We start from the raw sequence: 19,665 nt of genomic DNA, 5'->3' as shown, positions 1-19,665 counted from the left end.
ACGGTTCACCAGGCTCTGTGTGAAAAGCCTTGATACTCGGTGATGCTGCGTTGAAAACAGCCTCGGAATGCTCATTTACAAGCCGTAAACTCCGCTTCCTCGGCTGTTTTCGCCTTGCCTGACCTTCGTCTCAAGACTTTTCACGCAGACCCTAGCCAAGCGTACGGCGGATATTGCCGATCTGGCGCTGGCTCAAGCCGTACTTGTGCGCCAAGGCACTGCGTGAGGTGCCGTTGAGCGTTTCGTGGTGAATCTGCTGGTTGCGCCACTGCCGCAGAAAATGATCGGCCTTGGGGATTTCCAACGCCATGCCGGCGAAGCGCTGGATCAACGCGGCCACCGCTTCGGCTTCGAGCTGTTCGCTAAGGCTGGTGCGTTGCGGGTGCTTGGGGATGTAGCGTGGGCGCCCGCCATACAGTTGCGTCAGGCGATAGGCTTGCTCGACGCCAATGCAGTCGATCAGTACCTGCAATGAGTGGGGGAGTTGCTCGACGTCGATCTGCTGAAGCTGTTGGGTGTTCATGGTGACTTCCTTGTGGCAGCAAATGGCCCATCCGGCCGGCAGTCATTCTTGTCCAGGCGCCTTTGAGGCTCTAGGAGTCAAGGGGTCTCTGGGTGTGGGCAGGTTCCGACAGGTACGTCGGAAATATCTATCAGGAGTCCACGTAGTTATCGCCAAACATCCACTCATTAAACACCATTAAACCGCCCCGGATTTCACAGAGGATATTGTGTTTGATTCAAACGGCAAATGAGCTCGCAGTCTGAATCTTTTCGTATAGTGGCTAATCTTGGGGGCAAGCGCCGAGTAGAGAGGCTCTATCACTGATCCAGATTCAGGCACTTGACTCACTATCTACCCGAAGGGCGGGCTCATGCTTGGCTTGAGAATAACTTTGATATCCAAAGAATACCAGCGGGCTAATAGTGCACCGCTTAGACCTTCTCAATAGAGATAGCCTATTAGATCAATCTCCTAGGGAAGATCTAAGAAAGGCATCAATTTTTGATGTCCTCTCGGCTTGATGTCCAAAAGACCCACGCCCGATCAGATATGTAGAATTTTCCCGCTTTTAACTGATGGCGACCCTTCGAACAGCACCTTTTTAAGGCGTTTTCCCGGATTACGGCGCACCTCTCCTATCTCCAGCAGCTGTTTTCGCACCATCCAAACCTTCGACAAGACGAATAGAGGGGGCTGTTGCGCTGAATTTTTAGCCAGCCCGCGAAACCGGACTTTCGTATAGCCAACCTGGCGCTTGACTAGGCGAAATGGATGTTCAACCCTCGTTCGTACCCGGGTTTTCGCGAGCTCGATCTTGCGGTATACCCTTGTGATCAAACTGGTCTTGCCATGTTTTTTGCAACGGCTGGGGCGTGCCGCAATTGACCGGATCATTTGGCGATCCTGATGCTCAGCACGCTTTTCCACGCCAGTGTAGCCCGCATCACTATTGACATAGGTTTCCTCAACGTGCAGCAATCGATCGACATTAGTTACGCCCGCCACATTCGCCGCGGTACCCACCATGCTATGAACTAAGCCCGACTCGGTATAGACACCGAGATGCGCTGTCATACCGGAAAAACACTGGTTTCCTTTCTTCGTTTGGTGCTTTTCAGGATCTCGTATGTCGTCCTTGCTCTTGGTCGAGCTGGGCGCATGAACAATCGTCGCATCAACCACCGACCTTGGCGCAGCATCAAACCACGATCACCCAGATACCCATTGATGACCTACAAAGTACCGCCTGCCGACGCGTGTTTTTCCAACATGCACCGGAAGTTGAGGAGGGTGGTTTCATCGGGAATCCGATCCAGACTCAACCCGGCAAACTGACGAAGGATCATTGTTTCGTACAGCGTTTCCTCCATCGCCGGATCGCTGCAGCCGACCTAGGTTTTGTACGAAAAGAGATGTCGCAAACACCGCATGGAACAAGCCAGCGAGACCATAGCGGCATAGCTTTTCGCGAGCTTGTCGAAGCGTGTCACGATCCGGCGATTCTCTTTCAGCCAGCTAAACATGCGCTCGATGATATTGCGCTGTTGGTACTTAGGCCGATCAAATAGTCATGGTAAGCCAGGCTTGGGTTTGCGCTTCATTGAACGCAGCGGGATGACCGGCTGCATTCGATATTGGTCGTAATAGCGGCTTAGCGCTTCGGCGTCGTAGCCCTTGTCGGCAAGTGACCATCTACAGCGTTTACGCGGACGGCCACGTTGGCTCGATGGAATACTGACCTCGTCCAGAAGGGGTTGAGCGTAGCTGATGTCACTGGCATGACCGCCAGAGAGGAGGAAGCGCAACGGTGTCCCGTTAGCGTCGCATAGCATGTGGATTTTGGTCGTCAGGCCACCGCGGCTGCGGCCTAGAGCATGATCGGCAGGCTCGTTGGGCCCCCTTTTTTCCCGGCGCCAGAAGAGGCTCGGGTTGCGCGTACTGCGGTTGAGTCGATCATCCAGGTTTGCAAATCGCTCAATCCTTGCTCATTCAATCTCAGGTGCAAGCGTTTGAGCATCTGATCGAATGTGCACTTGTTTCGCCAGCCTCGAAACCGTTGATACACCGTTGACCACGGGCCGAAGCGTTCCGGTATATCTCGCCACGCAGCACCTGAGCAGAGCACCCAGAGCACGCCACCGAGCATCAGACGGTCGCTCAGATGGGGCCGCCCGCGCCCATGGGTTTCGGTGAAAAGATCAGCAACCAAAGCCCAGGCCTCTTCCGAGCGTTCGTAACGCTTTGCCATCACAGGATTCCTTTCCGTAGATGGCTGGAAACTCTACAAGATTTCAGCTTCCGAGGGAGGCCGATTGGGTTTCTGGGGATTTCGTACAGAGCCTAGTTTTGCATCAAATGAAAGCGCAGCACCGCCGTTAAAGGATGCGGGATGGCCACCTTCGCCCTTAGGGTCATGAGGCTCGATCAGATTGATCAATCCCTTCCAGGGCACGACCTATCCAGCTCGATCGGGAAGAGCTCCTTCCGAGTTTCCCTAATAGTATTTTTGAGGTTAGTTCAGTGTAGCTTTCCAAGCATACCGCGTTCGAAAAAATCAACACCGCTAACCGGTCAGTAGTCACCTCTGATTGACTGATAATAGCTTTGCGAATGTTACGCTCCCAACCCCAGTCGCCGAGATATTTACCGAGCGCGGTGAACGAAGTGCTGTTTATACTGTTGATTCACATAGGTTTTTCGGACCTAATTTTGTAACGAGGTGGTTACACATTTAATTTGGCCTCTTCTGCAGGAGGTTATGAAAAGTACAAAGTCATTTAGCATGAATTGATAATTCACCTCATTTATGCTGAGAATAAGACACGACATAAAAAGAAACGTCTTAGTTAAAGGGTTTTCATTGACGACAAAAAAATCGTGTGATTCTATCTAAGTGACAAGTGATTGGCACGGTGCCAAACCCCGCACTAAGGAAGTGCACGTTTGTCTCATGATAGAATTTCGACTACGCATTTGATAATTCAAGAAGCAAATGCTTTACCTTCGATAGTTGTATGTTCTCGAGGACTTGATCGAGCTCGGGTATTTATTCGCGGTAGACATCGTCTCAGCTACCAATCATATGGAATATTTTGGAGTCAAAATGATCGTACGAATCTGGAGTGGACAAGTATGATTGCGTAACGCAGAAGTCTATAAGCAACATTTAATGGATACTGGCATTACAGGATATGAAACACTACAAGGAAATAAAGGCGTAGAGCTTTTACGCAGTGAAGAGGAGGAATATGCCTTTTTTACCGTGATGACATTCTGGAGCTCATTCGGTGAGAAAAAAATCTATGTCGGCGATGACATCGAAAAAGCGAAGTACTACCCCGAAGTTGAATTGTATTTGGTCGACATCAAATATGCGGTCGAATATCATAATTTATCTTATTCGGAATATTAGTTTAAATTCTAGGTGTTAAAAGATGCTCAACAAACGCGTAGTCTGTATTGTAGACGGCCACAGTACTGGTGCTGAGCTGGCAAAAGCGCTGAAGGAACTGGGTTGGTTTTTAGTGCACGTGCAATCAAGAGAGGAAATACCAAGTAGCTACAAAAAAGGCTTTAATCCTGCAATATTCGATGTATTGCTTAAATTATCTGAACAGAATCATTCAGGTTTAGTGGAGGCGCTGCGGAAATACCATCCCGAATTCGTGCTGGCAGGAAGTGAGCCAGGCGTGGAGCTAGCAGACCTGCTATCAGCGTCATTGGGACTGAAGGGAAATGATCCAAAAACCAGTTCAAGGCGTCGAAATAAATATCTGATGGCGCAGGCAATTTCCGAACAAGGATTGGATTGCGCAAAGCAATATCTAGTATCTACGAGGCAGGAGTTGCTGGATCGAATCAAAGATATAGGCTCGCGACCTATTGTGCTCAAGCCAGTTGATGCCATGGGAAGCGAGGATGTTAGAATTTGTTTCGATGAATATGAAGCTTTAGATGCGTTCAAAACAATTATCAGGAAAAAAAATGTTGTCGGGCTGCTAAACGACACAGTTCTTATTCAAGAGTTTTTAAAGGGTGAACAGTATGTGGTAAACGCAGTTAGTATTCACGGGAATCATAAGGTTAGTGAAGTTTGGCACGAGAAAAGACTAAATATCCGAGGGGTGGGAAATATATACGATTATGAGACAATGATCCCTTATGAAGGAAATGTTCAACAGAAGCTCATTAGTTATACGAAAAAAGTGTTGACGGCTTTGGGGGTTGAAGAGGGGGCTAGTCATACGGAAATAATTTTTACGGATCGAGGCCCCGTGTTGGTGGAAACCGGCGCACGAATGCAGGGTGGAATTATTTCGGACCCGATTATTAAAGCGATTGGTGATAGTCATATGACTATGACCTTGAGGAGATACTTAGATCCAGTAAGCTTTTTAGAAAATATAAGTACGCCATATGTAATGACGAAAATATCGAGAGTTGTAAATCTTATTATGACGGAAGGAGGTGTCGTGAAAGAGAACAACTGCGCAAAGCTCCTGGCTACCCTGCCATCATTCTATATGATCGCACGAACACCTAGTATAGGCGAACTGGTCAGAAAAACCGTGGACTTGCCCTCTAAAGTTGGGCACATATATCTGATGCATGACAGCCTATCCCAGCTTGATATTGATTATCGAAAGATTCGTGAGTGGGAAGCTTCGGGCGAACTAATCGTTCTTGACTAATGGGTGATAAAATGGATTTTTTCGAGAGGCAAATTTCTGGCTCAGACTACAGCGACCAAAGTACTTTTGATAATGAGACCAAAAATATCTTTAATAAAACCTGGCAGTATGTTTGCCATGAAAGTGAGTTGCCGGTATCTGGAAGCTATATCACTAGGGTAATAGGTGCTGAGCCAATTCTTGTTTTAAAAGCTTCCGATGGAGCATTGCGCTCTTTTCATAATGTCTGCCCACATCGTGGCGCTCGAATGCTAAGCGGAAATGGTATTTGTAAGGGAATAATTTGTCCTTATCACTTTTGGAGTTTTACGGAAAACGGTGCAATTAATCATATCCCTAAGAAACATTGGTTCGAGAGCCTAGACATTGAAGGGCTCCATTTGAAACCCGCTTCTGTAGATGTATGGCGGGGACTCGTGTTTGCGAATCCGGTCGAAAATGCACAACCCCTCAAGCAATGGCTCAAGGGCTATATTGACTACCTGGATGATTATGAATTTCCTTACGAAGAGATGAAAGAAGTTGCCCGATTTGTATTTGATGAAAATGTGAACTGGAAAATACTTGTGGAAAATTACGTAGAAGACTATCACTTTGCGTATGTTCATCCCAAAACCCTAGGGGCATTCGATTTTGGTGGTGTTAGAACGATTCCGTGTGGACCCCACATCCAGATCCCTATGCCATACCGAGATACTCCTCCTAGCGAGCATTCTAAATATTTATGGGAATCCGGTGGTATTTCACGTCAAGGCTATATTTTTCCACTTCTTACAGTTCAGCCGTCCGTAAACCATATGTCACTGTTCATCTTCAAGCCGATTAATGCTGCTCGTACAGTTATCGAGATTCCTGTTTTCCAGACGGAGCAGCAACAGAGAGATTTTCCAATCGATCCAGCAGTTTTAAAAAATGACATCTGCACCGACATGGAAGAAGACTTTGTAGTTTGTAGGGGTTTACAGCTAAACACTCAATCAAGTCATTTTTCAATTAATGCTATGGCCGGTGAGCACGAATTAGGAGTCAAGCACTTTCAAAAAACATGGCGATCTTTCATGAACCATGAGAATGACTAAATTGAAGGTACTAGCGTGAAAAAAATAGAGTGCACCAAAAGAGTTGTGGTAACCGGAGGGGCTTCGGGTATCGGACTGGCGATGTCCAAAACATTCGCCGAGGCAGGATATAGGGTAGCGATTATTGATAAAGTTCCGATGCCTGAAGTCTTGAGACAAACCGATTTTGCAGCTATTGAGATTTTTATATCTGCGGACATTACCATAGATGCTGCGCGTAAGTCGGCGATAGCGGAGATTGTCAAAGTTTTCCATGGCATAGATGTGCTGTTGAACAACGCAGGGGTCAGCCTCCGCGAGCCCGTATTGGACGTTACCCCTGATAGCTGGGATATGGTGATGGATGTTAATATCAAAGCTGCCTTTTTTATGGCTCAAGAAGCAGCATTAATTATGCAGCGACAGGGCTCTGATTCTGTGATAGTTAATATAGCGTCAGTTAGCGGAATGATTGCTATGCCCAACTACATAAGTTATAATATAAGCAAGGCAGGTGTTATAGAGATGACTAAGTGCCTTGCTCTAGAGTTGGCTCCGCTAATCAGGGTTAATTCAATAAGCCCAGGATACATTTTAACGCCAATGCAGTTGTCAGAATATACAGAAGATGAGGTTATTGAATGCGCTGACAAAATTCCGCTAAAGCGGCTGGGTGACCCGCAAGAGGTTGCTGATCTAGCGTTATTTCTTTCATCCTCGAATGCAAAATTTGCTACTGGGCATAACTTTGTGATTGATGGTGGAGAAACAGTTGGGGGGCTAGCCAGCGCATGAATATAATAGACTTGGAGGTGCTGCATACCTCGCACAAATCCGACTTGACCAAGTCCATAGAGCAAGGCGTTCCAATAATTGTTAATGGTCTTGCATCATGCTGGCCAGGAGCCAGGTGGAATTTTGATGTTCTTAGAAAAAAAATAGGCCACAAAGAAGTCAAGGCATTAATAGATTTACCAACCACTGGCGGGGAATTAGATGGTGGTCACGAGCGCTATGAGAAAATTATGCGCTTTCAAAACTTCATTGATTTGGCTCATGACGAAGCGGCTAGGCCATGTTATTTAGGGTACATACGATCAAATGAATTTCTCGATGATTTTGATAAGGATTTCTTATTTGAAAGCATAACCAATAGTTATCCAGGTGATTGCGATACAAGACTTTGGATAGGATCGAAGGGTACCTGCTCAGGGCTTCATTCGGACTTAAAAGATAATATTTTTCTTCAGGTGTATGGATTTAAAACAGTCTACCTGGTGCCATTTGAAGACACTCCGTATGTATATCCCTATATTGATAATATCGTAAATAGCCGTATAGATTGCGAGAGCTATTCGCCTGAATTGTTTCCTAAGTTCAAGAAAGCAAGAGTGTATAAAGGAATGGTGTCTCCAGGGGATATGATGTTTATTCCCAAAGGATGGTGGCATTATCTTAAATCTAGCACTCCCTCTATATCAGTGAATCATTGGTTTGGCTACCCAGTTCCTGGGGGTACTTACTGCAAAATGCTTGTGCGATTAGGGCCGAAGTATATAGCTCGAACCTTGAGAGATATGTTCGTCTATTCGCTAATGGGACGCCAGTATAGAAAAGAGTTTTTCTTTACACCGCAATCCACCGGAGAGCGATTTTTTAACTACCTAGTAAGTGGTGATTTCTCCAAGGAAAACGATCCAGTAAACCTTCAAGGCAACCGGCCAAGGAGCTAGTTATGAACGGAAGTAGCGAAATTCGGGTAAGCTCTCATAACGAGTGGGATCCTCTTGAGGAAGTAATCGTTGGCGTTATGCAAGGTGCCGCAGTTCCCGAGTGGGACATCATGCTGGAGGCTACTATGCCAGAGGATAGCAAGGACTTCTTTATCAGAGAAGTTGGCAATAGATTGCCGCAGTCCCAGTATGAGGCTGCCTGTAAAGAACTCGACCAGTTAGCAGAAGTAATCGCAAGTCGCGGGATTATAGTTACACGTCCAGATAAACTTGAGCAGGCGAAATCCTTTAGCACGCCCAGCTGGAGCGCCCCAAGCGGGCTATACGCCGCTATGCCTAGAGATATTTTGCTAATCCTGGGGGATACTATAATTGAGTCTCCTATGTCTTGGCGATCAAGATACTTTGAGATTGATGCTTATCGTCCCTTGCTTAAAGAGTATTTTAGAAGTGGTGCAAAGTGGATTAGCGCTCCAAAGCCTCAGCTTTTGGATGAGTTATATCAGTCAGACTATGATAAAGTAGATCCGCTAAGAAGTGATAAGTTTGTTATTAATAATTTCGAGCCTGTATTTGACGCGGCCGACTTTATTAAATGTGGCTATGATATTTTCGCTCAGCTTAGCCATGTTACAAATTCCATGGGTATTGAGTGGGTAAGGCGCCATATTGACAAAAAGTACAATATCCATTTGCTCGAGTCGACAGACTGCGCACCAATGCATATAGACGCTACATTCATGCCCCTGGCTCCGGGAAAAATTCTTCTCAATCCAGAACGCATGCCTATCTTACCTCGAGTTCTTAAAGGCTGGGATGTTAGGTATGCCCCTAAATCGACCATTCCTAGTAGTCATACTATGTACATGTCTAGTACCTGGACGAATATGAATGTACTAATGCTCGACCCAAAAACTGTCGTTGTTGAAGAGCAGGAGACTTCGCTTATTGACATGTTGGCCGAGTGGGGTTTTGAAGTAGTAACGGTGCCATTTCGCAATGTTATGAGATTCGGAGGAGCTTTCCATTGTGTGACATGCGATGTACGCAGGCGAGGCGAGTTGTTATCATATATTAATTAAACTTTGTGCTCTTTCCCAATAAGGGAGAGAGCAGCGGAGCTCTTCGCTATGAACGTCTCAGTATTTTATTTATCTTTATCTGCATTAATTAGTTCTACTGGCGCTACGCTTTTTGTTTCGGCTTTGGCTTTAAGCTTGTTTAGTTTGGATTCGTCTGCGGTCAAGGCTTCAGGCGTTTATATAGCACAGTTTTTGCCTGTGATTTTTCTCTTGCCTTTGGCAGTGAAGATATGTGATAGCTATACAGTGCGTGGAGGTCTTGTTCTAATTGAGATTCTGTCGGCTATTTGTGCGGTGTGTATGGGCCTCTGTGTTGACGCAGATTGGCTGATCTTGCTTTATTTTATTTTATTTGTTCGCGGGTTTTTAGAGCTCGTAACTAAAACCTTTAGGAGTGTAGGTGTTAAAAAGTTCACAGGCCCTTCAAGTCTTGGAAGGGCTAATAACATTGTAATGGGTGGCAGCTTCGTTGGACAGGCTTTAGGCGCTCTTGCTGGATTTATTTTAGTATCTGAAGTCACTCTTCTGCAGATAGCCATTATAAACGGATTCACTTATTTAATCTCTGCTCTATGCTGTGCCAGAATGGCTTCTGCTGACGTCGTCAGAGAAACCATGCCATCGGGTCTCAACTCTAGTTTGGCAGGGCTTGTGGAAATTAAAAAAAACGAAAGTCTTAAGCTTAACTTTATATATTTATCTCTTAGTGTGATTGTTTTTCAGTCTTACAATCAGATTGCGCGGACCTGGATTCCCCTGGCATGGCTCGATTTGGGATTAGGGAAGGGCATAATTGGAGAGATGGTAGGTTGTGTGGGAATTGTTATCGGATTGCTGATTGTAAATTCCTTCGTGCCATCAAATAAAAATAATAAAAGCCTGGCTTTTTTTTCAATACTTCTCACGTCCTCATTTTTAAGTGCGCCTTTTGTGAGCAGTAATTCCGTTATATCCCTATTTTTTTATTTTTTCTATATGGTTTTGTTTGAGATTAGCTTGATGGTTTCTATGAACGGCGTACTAGCCGCCTGTCCCACGCATCGGGTCGCGTCAGTAATGGGGCTATTCTATGGATTTTCTTTTGGAGGGCTAACTATTGCGGGGTTGTTAATAGCTTTTGCTACCGACTTTTACAGGCTGCCTGCTGTCTCATTGGTCCTATCTGCTGTTGCGCTAATCTTCCTTTTTAGCATCTCTTTCCTCCTAGTATGGTCGAGGGATAAAACCAGCACTGCAAAGCCTGGGTAAAAAAAATAATACGGCAATTGCTTAATCAAGATCTCATAAGCATAAGGGTGTTCGACGTTTGCTTAAAATTCTGGATGTCTTTACGCTGTACCGCTCCAGGTATCGTGGAGGCCACAGTATTGTAAGCGCTCCATGAACCCCACATTCAAAGTTGCCGCTTGATACCGGATGCTGTGCTCCCGATTTCATTCTGGAGCCCGCCGCCATGCTGCGTCCCGACGCAAAAATCGAAAAAGTATATCTGTACCCCAGGCCCGTCGACTTCCGAAAGTCCATCGACGGCCTCGCTGCCCTGGTCGAGTTGGACATCAAGGTCGCCGTGTTCGACCCCGTGCTTTTCGTCTTCCTCAACAAGCCGCGCAACCGCGTGAAGATCTTGTACTGGGAGCGCAACGGCTTCTGCCTTTGGCTCAAGCGCCTGGAGTCTGAGCGTTTCAAAACATCGCCCGATGTGACCGACGAAGCAATTGTCCTGACCGTTCAGGAACTCAACTGGTTGCTTGACGGTTTTGACCTCTGGCGTAACCGTCCCCATCAAGTTTTGACGCCGCGATTCGTGGCCTGATTCGGTATAATCCAGGGCATGAATTTCGTGCCCGACAACCTTCCTGATGATCCTGAATTGCTCAAGCAGATGCTTGCGAAGATGCAGTCCAGGATGGGTGTGCTCGAAGAACAAGTTGCACTGCTGAGGCAGCGCCTGTTTGGCCGAAAATCAGAGCAGGCCGTCGATCCGGCAACGCCTCAAATGGCGTTGTTCAATGAAGCGGAGCACGAGGTCGAGTTGGCGTGCGAGACCACTGAAGAAGAGGTCGTCCCACCCGCCAAGCGTCGTCGCAAGCGCAAGCCGCTGCCTGCTGACCTTCCGCGCATCGAGGTCATCCACGAACTGCCCGAACATGAGCTGACTTGCACCTGCGGTTGCCGCAAACACGCCATTGGCTAGGAAATCAGCGAGCAACTTGAGATCGTCCCAATGCAGATACGGGTGATCAAACACGTTCGTAAAATCTACGGTTGCCGCGACTGCGAGACTGCACCGGTGACTGCGGCCGAGCCGGCTCAGGTGATTGAAAAAAGCATGGCCAGCCCGAGCGTTCTGGCGATGCTGCTGACCACTAAATATGTAGACGGCTTGCCGCTTCACCGCTTTGAAAAAGTACTGAGTCGCCACGGTATCGATATCCCTCGCCAGACCTTGGCACGCTGGGTTATCCAGTGCGGCAAGCACTTCCAGCCGCTGCTGAATTTAATGCGCGACAGCCTATTGGCCAGCCGGGTCATCCATTGCGATGAAACGCGGGTGCAGGTGTTGAAAGAGCCTGACCGCGAGCCAGGCAGCCAGTCATGGATGTGGGTGCAAACCGGCGGCCCCCCGGATAAGCCGGTGATCCTTTTTGACTACTCCACCAGCCGAGCGCAGGAGGTGCCTACGCGCCTGCTCGATGGCTATCGTGGCTACGTCATGACCGATGATTATGCCGGTTACAACGCACTGGGCGCCCAAGCTTGCGTTGAGCGTTTAGGGTGCTGGGCCCATGCGCGTCGCAAGTTCGTTGAAGCACAGAAAGTGCAGCCCAAAGGTAAAACGGGGCGCGCGGATATCGCACTGAATCTGATCAACAAGCTTTACGGCATCGAACGCGACCTAAAGGCTTGCTGCGACGATGAACGCAAGACCGGTCGTTACGAAAAAAGCCTACCGATACTGGCTCAGTTGAAAAGTTGGATCGAAAAGACGCGGCCACAGGTCACCGCTCAGAATGCTCTGGGGAAAGCCATCAGTTACCTCGCAAGTAACTGGAGCAAGCTGGAGCGATACGTCGAGGAAGGCTACCTGCCGCTCGACAACAACGCCGCTGAACGCGCGATCCGCCCCTTCGTGATCGGAAGAAAGAACTGGCTGTTTAGCGACACGCCCAAGGGCGCAACGGCCAGTGCTCAACTTTACAGCTTGGTCGAGACTGCCAAAGCCAACGGCCAAGAGCCTTATGCGTGGCTGCGCCACGCACTGGAACGCCTGCCGGCAGCCTCATCAGTTGAAGACTACGAAGCGCTGCTCCCGTGGAACTGCTCGCCGGTATCACCTAGCTAAGCGCACCAACCATCATGAGGCTGGTGGGGTTTATGGAGAGCTTACACAGTATTTCGGTAAGGCGGTCATTGGGGTTGCTGCTTGAGCTTTTTCGCATAGTGCCTAACCCCCCTCGCTGCCTATTCTTTATCGGCTCCAGCAGGTGCTGATGGTTGAACCAGGTCAGCTATTTCAGCGCTTTGTATTCCACGCTTTCGAAGCTTTTCCATTGCCCCCGCTTGTGGTTTAGTTCTGTCTTAAAGAGGCCGTTGATGGTCTCTGCCAGCGCGTTGTCGAAGCGGTCACCAGCGTTGCCAAGCGGTGGCTCGATGCCGGCCCCACTCAGCCGTTCGCTTTAGCGGATCGAAGGATATTGCGAGCCCCGGCCACTGAGATGGATCAGCCGGTGGGGGGCTGGCTGACGTGACGACCGTGAAAACCCGCTCAAGCCCATCCAGAAAGCACTGGGTGCGCATGTGCCAACCGACACGTCATCCAACTATGAACCGCAAATAGATGCCCGCGATGAGCGCAACTTAGGCAAATCCTCCCAAGTTGAAATGAACGTAAGCCCGTAAGCCAGCTATGTACAACAGATTGGGGTACTCAGCCGTTGACTGGCGCTTCATTGATTCTCTGGAGTTGGCATTACCTAGATCTGCTTGCGGGTCTTTACCGAATTGCCAATTGCAGCACCCATAGCCCCATCTTATCCCCAATCGCTCCTCAGTGCAGCGCGCCACCTTCTGGCGTTGGCGATGTGTCTGTCGCCAGACTTTACTGGCCTCATAGTCATCGTATTTTTTCTGCCAGACACGGCGAATCTGCAGAGCAAGTTTCGTCACTGATCGCTCGTACCGAGCAGTGCAACCGACCATGCTGGACGCGGCCCCAATGTCTACCGCTGAGAATCGGGACTCGCGGACCATAGCCACAGCTCGCTCGCAGACTCCAGGAGAAATTCTGATGGCTTTGATATAGTGGTTCTACTTTCTCAAAAAGTTGAGTCTTTGCAATACTCGGGGCGGTTCACCTCCCCTTGTTGGACCTTAACATTGTAAAATGCGATTTTTCCTCGCGCTGATTTGACTTCGGCTCATGCGCACTCCAAGCAAAAAGTCATAACCCGGATAACCAAACCGGCCACACCCCTGTCAGGACCTTTAGATGACTCAAGCTCAACGCATCAAATATTCCTTGCTGATCGCCTTGCTGGTACTACTGGCAATGCTCGGCCTGTCCTACCTGCAGACCCAAGGCGTGATCACTGAGAAACTCTTTCAATACATCGCCATGGGCATTGCTGTGCTCGTGGTTGTGATCAACGGCGTGATGCGGCGCAAGGTCAAGCGTCCGTGAACTAATTTTTCAGTGTGACGCTCCAAGACAGTGCAGCACACACCAATCACTGTTATGGAGTGCCCCATGTTCAAGAAGACTTTGACTGCCGTAGTTGCAACTTCCGCCTTGATGACTGCCGGCCTGGCCTTGGCCGACAAGCCCGGTGCGGGTTGGATCACCGTCGAGAAAGCCATCGAAACCGCCAAGTCCAAAGGCTATACCCAGGTCACCAAGATCGAAGCCGACAACGATGGCTACTGGGAAGGCGAAGGTCTGAAGGCTGATGGTGTGACTTACGAGTTCCGCATCGACGGCGTATCGGGCAACGTGCTGCGCGACCAGAAGGACTGATCCGAGCAGGCTTGTCTTGAGGCAGGTGGGTATGGCGTACTAGGGCTCTGTTCCGTTCCCGCGAGGAAGCCCATGATGCCTGCCAGCGACGCCTCCCAATCGTTGTCCTTCTCCGATCTGACGCAGCTGCTGCGTCAGATCTTTCTGCGTCATGGCACCTCGGTCGAGGTCGCCGACATTCTCGCCCACAACTGTGCCACCGCCCAACGCGACGGCGCTCACAGTCATGGCACATTTCGCATACCCGGTTACCTCTCTACCTTGGCCAGCGGCTGGGTGGACGGCAAGGCGCGCCCCGCTGTCGAGGATGTGGCGAGCGGTTACGTCGCGGTGGATGCCGCTGGAGGCTTTGCCCAGCCGGCGTTGGCCGTTGCGCGAGGGCTCTTGGTGACCAAGGCGCGCGAAGCGGGCATCGCTGTCCTCGCTATCCGCAACTCCCACCATTTCGCCGCGCTCTGGCCGGATGTCGAACCCTTCGCCGCCGAAGGCCTGGTCGCTCTGAGCGTGGTCAACAGCATGACCTGCGTCGTCCCCCATGGGGGTAACAAGCCGTTGTTCGGCACCAATCCCATAGCGTTCGCGGCGCCTTGCGCGGGCAAGGATCCCTTGGTCTTCGACATGGCCACCAGTGCGCTGGCCCACGGTGACGTGCAGATCGCCGCGCGGGCGGGCCATTCGGTGCCCGTGGGTACCGGTGTCGACAAGCATGGGCAGGCCACGACCGATCCGGCGGAGATTCTTGAGGGTGGTGCGCTGCTGCCTTTTGGCGGACACAAGGGCTCGGCCTTGTCGATGATGGTCGAGCTGCTCGCGGCAGCGCTCACTGGCGGGAATTTTTCCTTCGAGTTCGACTGGAAGCGACACCCCGGTGCGCAAACGCCCTGGACCGGGCAATTGATCATCGTCATCGACCCCAGCAAGAGCGCCGGTCATGATTTTGCCGTGCGTAGCCGCGAGTTGGTCGAGCGCATGCACGAGGCAGGGCAGACACGGTTGTCGGGTGACAGGCGCTATCGTCAGCGGGCGTTATCGCACACTCAGGGTATTTCGATGCCGGTGCAAGAGCTGGAAAAACTGCGGGCATTGGCGGGGGAGTGAAGGCAGGACACAAGAGGGCCGCAGTGATCGGCGGCCCGGAGCGGAGGTGAATCAGTTACGACGGCCCAGCAGCAGGCCGAGCAGCAAGCCACAGGTCGCCGATGCGGCCACGGTCTGCCACGGATGGCCACCGATGTAGGTCTGCGTGGCTTCGACCACCGGTTTGGCGCGTTCACGCAGTCCGGCGAGGGAATAGGACACATGTTCGAGTTTGGAGTTGACCTGCGCGCGCACGGTGTCGGCCTCGTTGCTTCCCAGAGAGGCGCTGTCCCTGAGCATTTTTTCCGACTCTTCGATCAGCGCCAACAGCTCGCTGAAGACTTGATCCTTGATTTGATCCTCGGCCGATTGAGCACCTGATTTACGGGCCATTTCACTAACTCCTGGTGTTTATTAAGGCAGTGCAAGATGGAGTCCCAGCGCCCTGGAAAGTTGCATGAAGGGCTTGGGCGCGGCGTCTGTTCCTACAGATTTTCATGTATAGGCGTGTAAGATGTCGCCTGTTTTTTCTGCTGACAGGTACCTGCAATGAGCTTCAATCTCGCCAATCGCTCGCTGGCCGAGCGCGCCATGATCGAGGATGAAAAAGCCCGTCTCTACGAGCTGTGGCAAGCCAACCTGGGCAAGGCCAAAGCCGAAGCCGCGCGTCTCATCGGCGAAAAGGCCAAGCGCAAGGGACGCTGGGCAGAATGGGTACGGGGCGAGCTGGATGGCATGTCACCGCCCGAATACGCCAACATGGTCCGCGCTGAAGTGAACAAGCTGATGGCGGCGGCACGTTGACTCACCCAGTGCGTTACAGCCCCAGGGTTGATCGGTCCGCGACCCCATACGCACTCAGTAGCCTGTTGCGGACGGCAGACTCAAGGTACCGCTGTCGCTGAAGCGCACCGTCCCGAACAGCCCCCCGGCAAGCTTGCCGTGCAGGCGGTAGGGCAAGCCGTTCAAGCTCTGCGCCGGGTTCAGGCCCACCGCCTGGCGCAATGCGGTCAGTGCAGAGACGCTGACCGGCACTACCAGCACGTCCTCCGAATACCGCTCTATACGGCCGTGCTGACTGCTGACGCCGCTGGCCAGCGGACGGCCGTTGACGTCCAGATTCACTGCCACGCCGTCGTACTCGATCGGCGTTTCGTTGGGGTTCTGCAGTCGCAGCTTGATGGCGAAGCGCAGTTCCAGTTCCTGCGCCGGCAAAGGCTCGATACCCACCACGCTGATCGACACCGGATCACGCTGGGGCAACAGCGAACAGCCCACCACGCTGGCCAGGAACGCTACGGTCAGACAACTGCGCAATAAGCGAAACATGGTTCTGCAACCCACCGGCCGAGCACGTCGCTCCCTGTCTGCGACCATCATCGTGGCTATCGGTTCGCCGCTCACGCGCAATGCGGGGCAGAGTTGAACACGCTCTGCCATGAGCTGGCTTGATGTGTGCAGATGTTTCAAAGACCTGTTTCCGAGAATCGTTCAAGCACAGGGTTCAAGGAAACGGCGTTCCTGTGTAGTCAGCCATACACCGTGAAAAAGTGCTGCCATCGAGTGCCCGTGATTGGGGCATCGTACGAAAAGGCGTGCTTCAACCTGGCGCGCCATCGGCGAAGTCGATGGCAAGGCAGCTTTCATATTCACGGCGCCAGATCGCCAGTGGGCGCCTATGGTTACTTTCAGGAACGCTTCTTTGCTCATCTCCACCTTCGAGGGCACACCCATGACCGTTTCGCAACTCAAACCCACGCTGGGCACACTGCACCTGTGGGGCATCGCCGTTGGCCTGGTGATCTCCGGTGAGTATTTTGGCTGGAGCTATGGCTGGGGCAGTGCTGGCACCTTGGGTTTCCTCTGCACGACGCTGATGGTCGCCGTGATGTACACCTGCTTCATTTTCAGCTTTACCGAACTGACCACCGCCATCCCCAACGCGGGCGGACCCTTTGCCTATAGCCTGCGTGCGTTCGGCCCTACCGGTGGAATGATCGCCGGGCTGGCCACGCTGATCGAATTCGTGTTTGCCCCGCCTGCCATCGCCATGGCCATCGGCGCCTACCTCAATGTGCAGTTTCCAGGGCTCGACCCCAAGTGGGCGGCAGTGGGGGCCTATTGTGTGTTCATGAGCCTGAACATCGTGGGCGTGAGCATTGCCGCCACGTTCGAACTGGTGGTGACCATCCTCGCCGTGTTGGAACTGTTGGTGTTCATGGGGGTGGTGGCGCCAGCATTCAGTTTCAGCAATTTCGCCCTGGGCGGGTGGGCCGGATCGGACACGTTCAGCCTGGGTGCCTTGAGCGGCATGTTCGCGGCGATTCCCTTCGCCATCTGGTTCTTCTTGGCCATCGAAGGCGCGGCCATGGCCGCCGAGGAAGCCAAGGATCCCAAGCGCACCATTCCACGGGCCTACATCGCCGGTATCCTGACCCTGGTGACCTTGGCCATCAGCGTGATGATCTTCGCCGGTGGCGTGGGTGACTGGCGCGCCTTGGCCAACATCAACGACCCGCTGCCGCAGGCCATGAAAGGGGTAGTAGGCGAGAACTCCAACTGGATGCACATGCTGGTGTGGATCGGCCTGTTCGGGCTGGTCGCCAGTTTCCACGGCATCATCCTGGGCTATTCGCGGCAGTTCTTCGCGCTGGCACGGGCCGGCTTTTTGCCCGCAAGCCTGGCCAAGCTGTCGCGTTTCCAGACGCCGCATCGCGCCATCCTCGCCGGTGGCGTGGTGGGCATCGCAGCGATCTTCAGCGATGGCCTGGTCAATCTCCAAGGCCTGACGCTGACCGCAGCGATGATCACCATGGCCGTGTTCGGCGCCATCGTCATGTACATCATGAGCATGCTCAGCCTGTTCAAACTGCGTCGCAGCGAGCCCCAACTGGAGCGGTCCTTCCGCGCCCCCGGCTATCCGCTGGTGCCGGCCATTGCCTTGCTGCTGGCGCTGGTGTGTCTGGTGGCGATGGTGTGGTTCAATGCCATGATCTGCGGGATCTTCATCGGCCTGATGGCCCTCGGCTCGCTGTTCTGCGTCTTCGTGCGCAGCCGTGGCGACCGCCAACCCGTACTGGCCAGCGAGTGAGGAGGGCAGCATGAGTTTCGTGCACAGCATCGGCGGGCAAACCTGGCGTTTCGACAGCCTCCGGCAGTTGATGGCCAAGGCCAGTCCGGCACGCTCCGGCGATTACCTGGCCGAGATCGCCGCCAGCAGTGATGCCGAGCGGGCGGCCGCGCAGATGGCGCTGGCCGAGGTGCCGCTCAAGCGCTTTCTGGACGAGGCGTTGATCCCCTATGAAGAGGACGAAGTCACTCGGCTGATCGTCGACACCCATGATGCCCAGGCTTTCGCTGCGGTCAGCCATTTGACCGTGGGCGGCTTCCGCGATTGGCTGCTTGGCGACGCAGCCAGCGAAACCAGCCTGCGCGCCTTGGCGCCAGGCATCACGCCGGAGATGGCCGCAGCCGTCTCGAAGATCATGCGCGTGCAGGACCTGGTCCTGGTGGCGCAGAAGATCCGCGTGGTCACGCGCTTTCGCAACACGGTCGGGCTGCGCGGGCGCATGTCTACACGGTTGCAGCCCAACCACCCCACCGACGATCCGGCCGGCATTGCCGCCAGCGTGCTGGATGGCCTGCTGTACGGCAACGGCGATGCCATGATCGGCATCAATCCGGCCAGCGACAGCTTGAGCGCCATCAGCGAGCTGTTGAAGATGCTCGATGGCGTTATCGAGCACTACGGAATCCCGACCCAGTCGTGCGTGCTGACCCATGTCACGTCCTCGATCGCGGCGATCGAACGTGGCGTGCCTCTGGACCTGGTGTTCCAGTCCATAGCCGGTACGCAGGCGGCGAACAGCAGTTTCGGCGTCAGCCTGGCGGTATTGCAGGAAGGCTACGAAGCGGGTCTCAGCTTGCGTCGCGGGACAGTCGGCAACAACCTGATGTACTTCGAGACAGGCCAGGGCAGCGCGTTGTCGGCCAATGCCCACCATGGCGTCGACCAGCAGACCTGTGAAGCGCGGGCCTATGCCGTGGCGCGCCGGTTCGACCCTTTTCTGGTCAATACGGTAGTGGGGTTCATCGGGCCGGAATATCTGTACAACGGCAAACAGATCATCCGCGCCGGTCTCGAGGATCATTTCTGCGGCAAGCTGATGGGTGTGCCGATGGGCTGCGACATCTGCTACACCAATCATGCCGAGGCCGATCAGGATGACATGGACATGTTGCTGACCCTGCTGGGTGTTGCGGGGATCAATTTCATCATGGGCATTCCGGGCTCCGATGACGTCATGCTCAACTACCAGACCACGTCCTTTCACGACGCCTTGTACGCGCGCAAGACCCTGGGCCTGCGCCCAGCACCCGAATTCGAGGAATGGCTGGCACGCATGGACATTCTGCAACAGAAGGATGGCCAGCTGCGTCTGGGCAGCGGCGTGCCGCCGTTGTTCGGCAAAGCACTGGGGCGGCTGGGTTGAAGCGCCCGTTTT

Annotated in this window: 17 protein-coding genes and 4 pseudogenes; 15 read left to right on the top strand and 6 right to left on the bottom strand. The window is 52.3% G+C overall.

The window, feature by feature from the left end; genetic code table 11:
• Positions 1-151 precede the first annotated feature (151 nt).
• The 4 genes and pseudogenes from ASF66_RS03915 to ASF66_RS22425 all read right to left on the bottom strand — a co-directional run.
• Positions 152-523 (bottom strand): Mor transcription activator family protein, encoded by a 372-nt coding sequence (locus ASF66_RS03915; protein WP_056842807.1) that lies wholly within the window; start codon positions 521-523, stop codon positions 152-154.
• Between the two features lie 606 nt (positions 524-1,129).
• Positions 1,130-1,893 (bottom strand): annotated as a pseudogene (locus tag ASF66_RS03910) (IS5 family transposase); the annotation flags it as partial.
• 3 nt (positions 1,894-1,896) lie between these two features.
• A pseudogene (locus ASF66_RS21880) lies at positions 1,897-2,753 on the bottom strand (IS5 family transposase).
• Positions 2,754-2,848: 95 nt separating this feature from the next.
• Positions 2,849-3,004 (bottom strand): annotated as a pseudogene (locus ASF66_RS22425) (IS5/IS1182 family transposase); the annotation flags it as partial.
• 670 nt (positions 3,005-3,674) lie between these two features.
• Here ASF66_RS22425 and ASF66_RS22420 point away from each other — a divergent pair.
• The 12 genes and pseudogenes from ASF66_RS22420 to ASF66_RS03855 all read left to right on the top strand — a co-directional run bounded on the left by ASF66_RS22420 (position 3,675) and on the right by ASF66_RS03855 (position 15,181).
• Complete coding sequence (locus ASF66_RS22420; RefSeq protein ID WP_156463124.1) at positions 3,675-3,917, top strand: hypothetical protein; 243 nt, start codon at positions 3,675-3,677, stop codon at positions 3,915-3,917.
• A gap of 22 nt (positions 3,918-3,939) precedes the next feature.
• Positions 3,940-5,196, top strand: a complete 1,257-nt coding sequence (locus tag ASF66_RS03900; RefSeq protein ID WP_082484422.1) for an ATP-grasp domain-containing protein — start codon at positions 3,940-3,942, stop codon at positions 5,194-5,196.
• An 11-nt stretch (positions 5,197-5,207) separates the two neighbouring features.
• Positions 5,208-6,275, top strand: coding sequence for an aromatic ring-hydroxylating oxygenase subunit alpha (locus tag ASF66_RS21875; RefSeq protein WP_162240068.1), 1,068 nt, complete (start codon positions 5,208-5,210; stop codon positions 6,273-6,275).
• Between the two features lie 15 nt (positions 6,276-6,290).
• A complete protein-coding gene (locus tag ASF66_RS03890) occupies positions 6,291-7,049 on the top strand; it encodes an SDR family NAD(P)-dependent oxidoreductase (RefSeq protein WP_156463123.1) in 759 nt (252 codons plus the stop codon).
• Positions 7,046-7,987, top strand: coding sequence for a cupin-like domain-containing protein (locus ASF66_RS21870; RefSeq protein ID WP_082484417.1), 942 nt, complete (start codon positions 7,046-7,048; stop codon positions 7,985-7,987). The genes ASF66_RS03890 and ASF66_RS21870 overlap by 4 nt, the downstream gene beginning before the upstream one ends.
• Before the next feature lie 2 nt (positions 7,988-7,989).
• Positions 7,990-9,069 carry an arginine deiminase family protein gene (locus ASF66_RS03885; RefSeq protein WP_056842802.1) on the top strand — a complete coding sequence of 360 codons (1,080 nt, stop codon included), beginning with the start codon at positions 7,990-7,992 and terminating at the stop codon, positions 9,067-9,069.
• A gap of 48 nt (positions 9,070-9,117) precedes the next feature.
• Positions 9,118-10,317: an MFS transporter gene (locus ASF66_RS22415; RefSeq protein WP_156463122.1), complete on the top strand. Its 1,200-nt coding sequence runs from the start codon at positions 9,118-9,120 to the stop codon at positions 10,315-10,317.
• A gap of 205 nt (positions 10,318-10,522) precedes the next feature.
• Entirely contained in the window at positions 10,523-10,882 is a 360-nt protein-coding gene (gene tnpB, locus ASF66_RS03880) for an IS66 family insertion sequence element accessory protein TnpB (RefSeq protein WP_056842801.1), read from the top strand.
• A gap of 18 nt (positions 10,883-10,900) precedes the next feature.
• Positions 10,901-12,412 (top strand): annotated as a pseudogene (tnpC, locus tag ASF66_RS03870) (IS66 family transposase).
• A gap of 1,146 nt (positions 12,413-13,558) precedes the next feature.
• On the top strand, positions 13,559-13,750 hold the full coding sequence (locus ASF66_RS03865; protein WP_049859483.1) for a hypothetical protein: 192 nt from the start codon (positions 13,559-13,561) through the stop codon (positions 13,748-13,750).
• A gap of 66 nt (positions 13,751-13,816) precedes the next feature.
• Entirely contained in the window at positions 13,817-14,083 is a 267-nt protein-coding gene (locus tag ASF66_RS03860; protein ID WP_056842798.1) for a PepSY domain-containing protein, read from the top strand.
• A gap of 72 nt (positions 14,084-14,155) precedes the next feature.
• Positions 14,156-15,181 carry an Ldh family oxidoreductase gene (locus ASF66_RS03855; protein ID WP_056842797.1) on the top strand — a complete coding sequence of 342 codons (1,026 nt, stop codon included), beginning with the start codon at positions 14,156-14,158 and terminating at the stop codon, positions 15,179-15,181.
• A 51-nt stretch (positions 15,182-15,232) separates the two neighbouring features.
• Here ASF66_RS03855 and ASF66_RS03850 read toward each other — a convergent pair whose 3' ends face one another.
• Positions 15,233-15,553 carry a DUF883 family protein gene (locus ASF66_RS03850; RefSeq protein WP_049859486.1) on the bottom strand — a complete coding sequence of 107 codons (321 nt, stop codon included), beginning with the start codon at positions 15,551-15,553 and terminating at the stop codon, positions 15,233-15,235.
• Positions 15,554-15,709: 156 nt separating this feature from the next.
• On the opposite strand from ASF66_RS03850, the gene ASF66_RS03845 reads away from it, so the two are divergent.
• Positions 15,710-15,964 carry a hypothetical protein gene (locus ASF66_RS03845; protein WP_049859487.1) on the top strand — a complete coding sequence of 85 codons (255 nt, stop codon included), beginning with the start codon at positions 15,710-15,712 and terminating at the stop codon, positions 15,962-15,964.
• Positions 15,965-16,018: 54 nt separating this feature from the next.
• Here ASF66_RS03845 and ASF66_RS03840 read toward each other — a convergent pair whose 3' ends face one another.
• On the bottom strand, positions 16,019-16,489 hold the full coding sequence (locus tag ASF66_RS03840; RefSeq protein WP_049859488.1) for an LEA type 2 family protein: 471 nt from the start codon (positions 16,487-16,489) through the stop codon (positions 16,019-16,021).
• A 403-nt stretch (positions 16,490-16,892) separates the two neighbouring features.
• Between ASF66_RS03840 and eat the strand changes: the two genes are divergently transcribed.
• Positions 16,893-18,251 (top strand): ethanolamine permease, encoded by a 1,359-nt coding sequence (eat, locus tag ASF66_RS03835; protein ID WP_056843417.1) that lies wholly within the window; start codon positions 16,893-16,895, stop codon positions 18,249-18,251.
• A gap of 10 nt (positions 18,252-18,261) precedes the next feature.
• Positions 18,262-19,653 (top strand): ethanolamine ammonia-lyase subunit EutB, encoded by a 1,392-nt coding sequence (locus tag ASF66_RS03830; protein WP_056842796.1) that lies wholly within the window; start codon positions 18,262-18,264, stop codon positions 19,651-19,653.
• The last annotated feature ends 12 nt before the right edge of the window (positions 19,654-19,665 follow it).

The sequence above is a fragment of the Pseudomonas sp. Leaf129 genome (assembly GCF_001423465.1).
GTDB lineage: Bacteria > Pseudomonadota > Gammaproteobacteria > Pseudomonadales > Pseudomonadaceae > Aquipseudomonas > Aquipseudomonas coleopterorum.
Note: the sequence above shows the minus strand (reverse complement) of the source record. Positions and strands in the feature narration are given on the sequence as shown.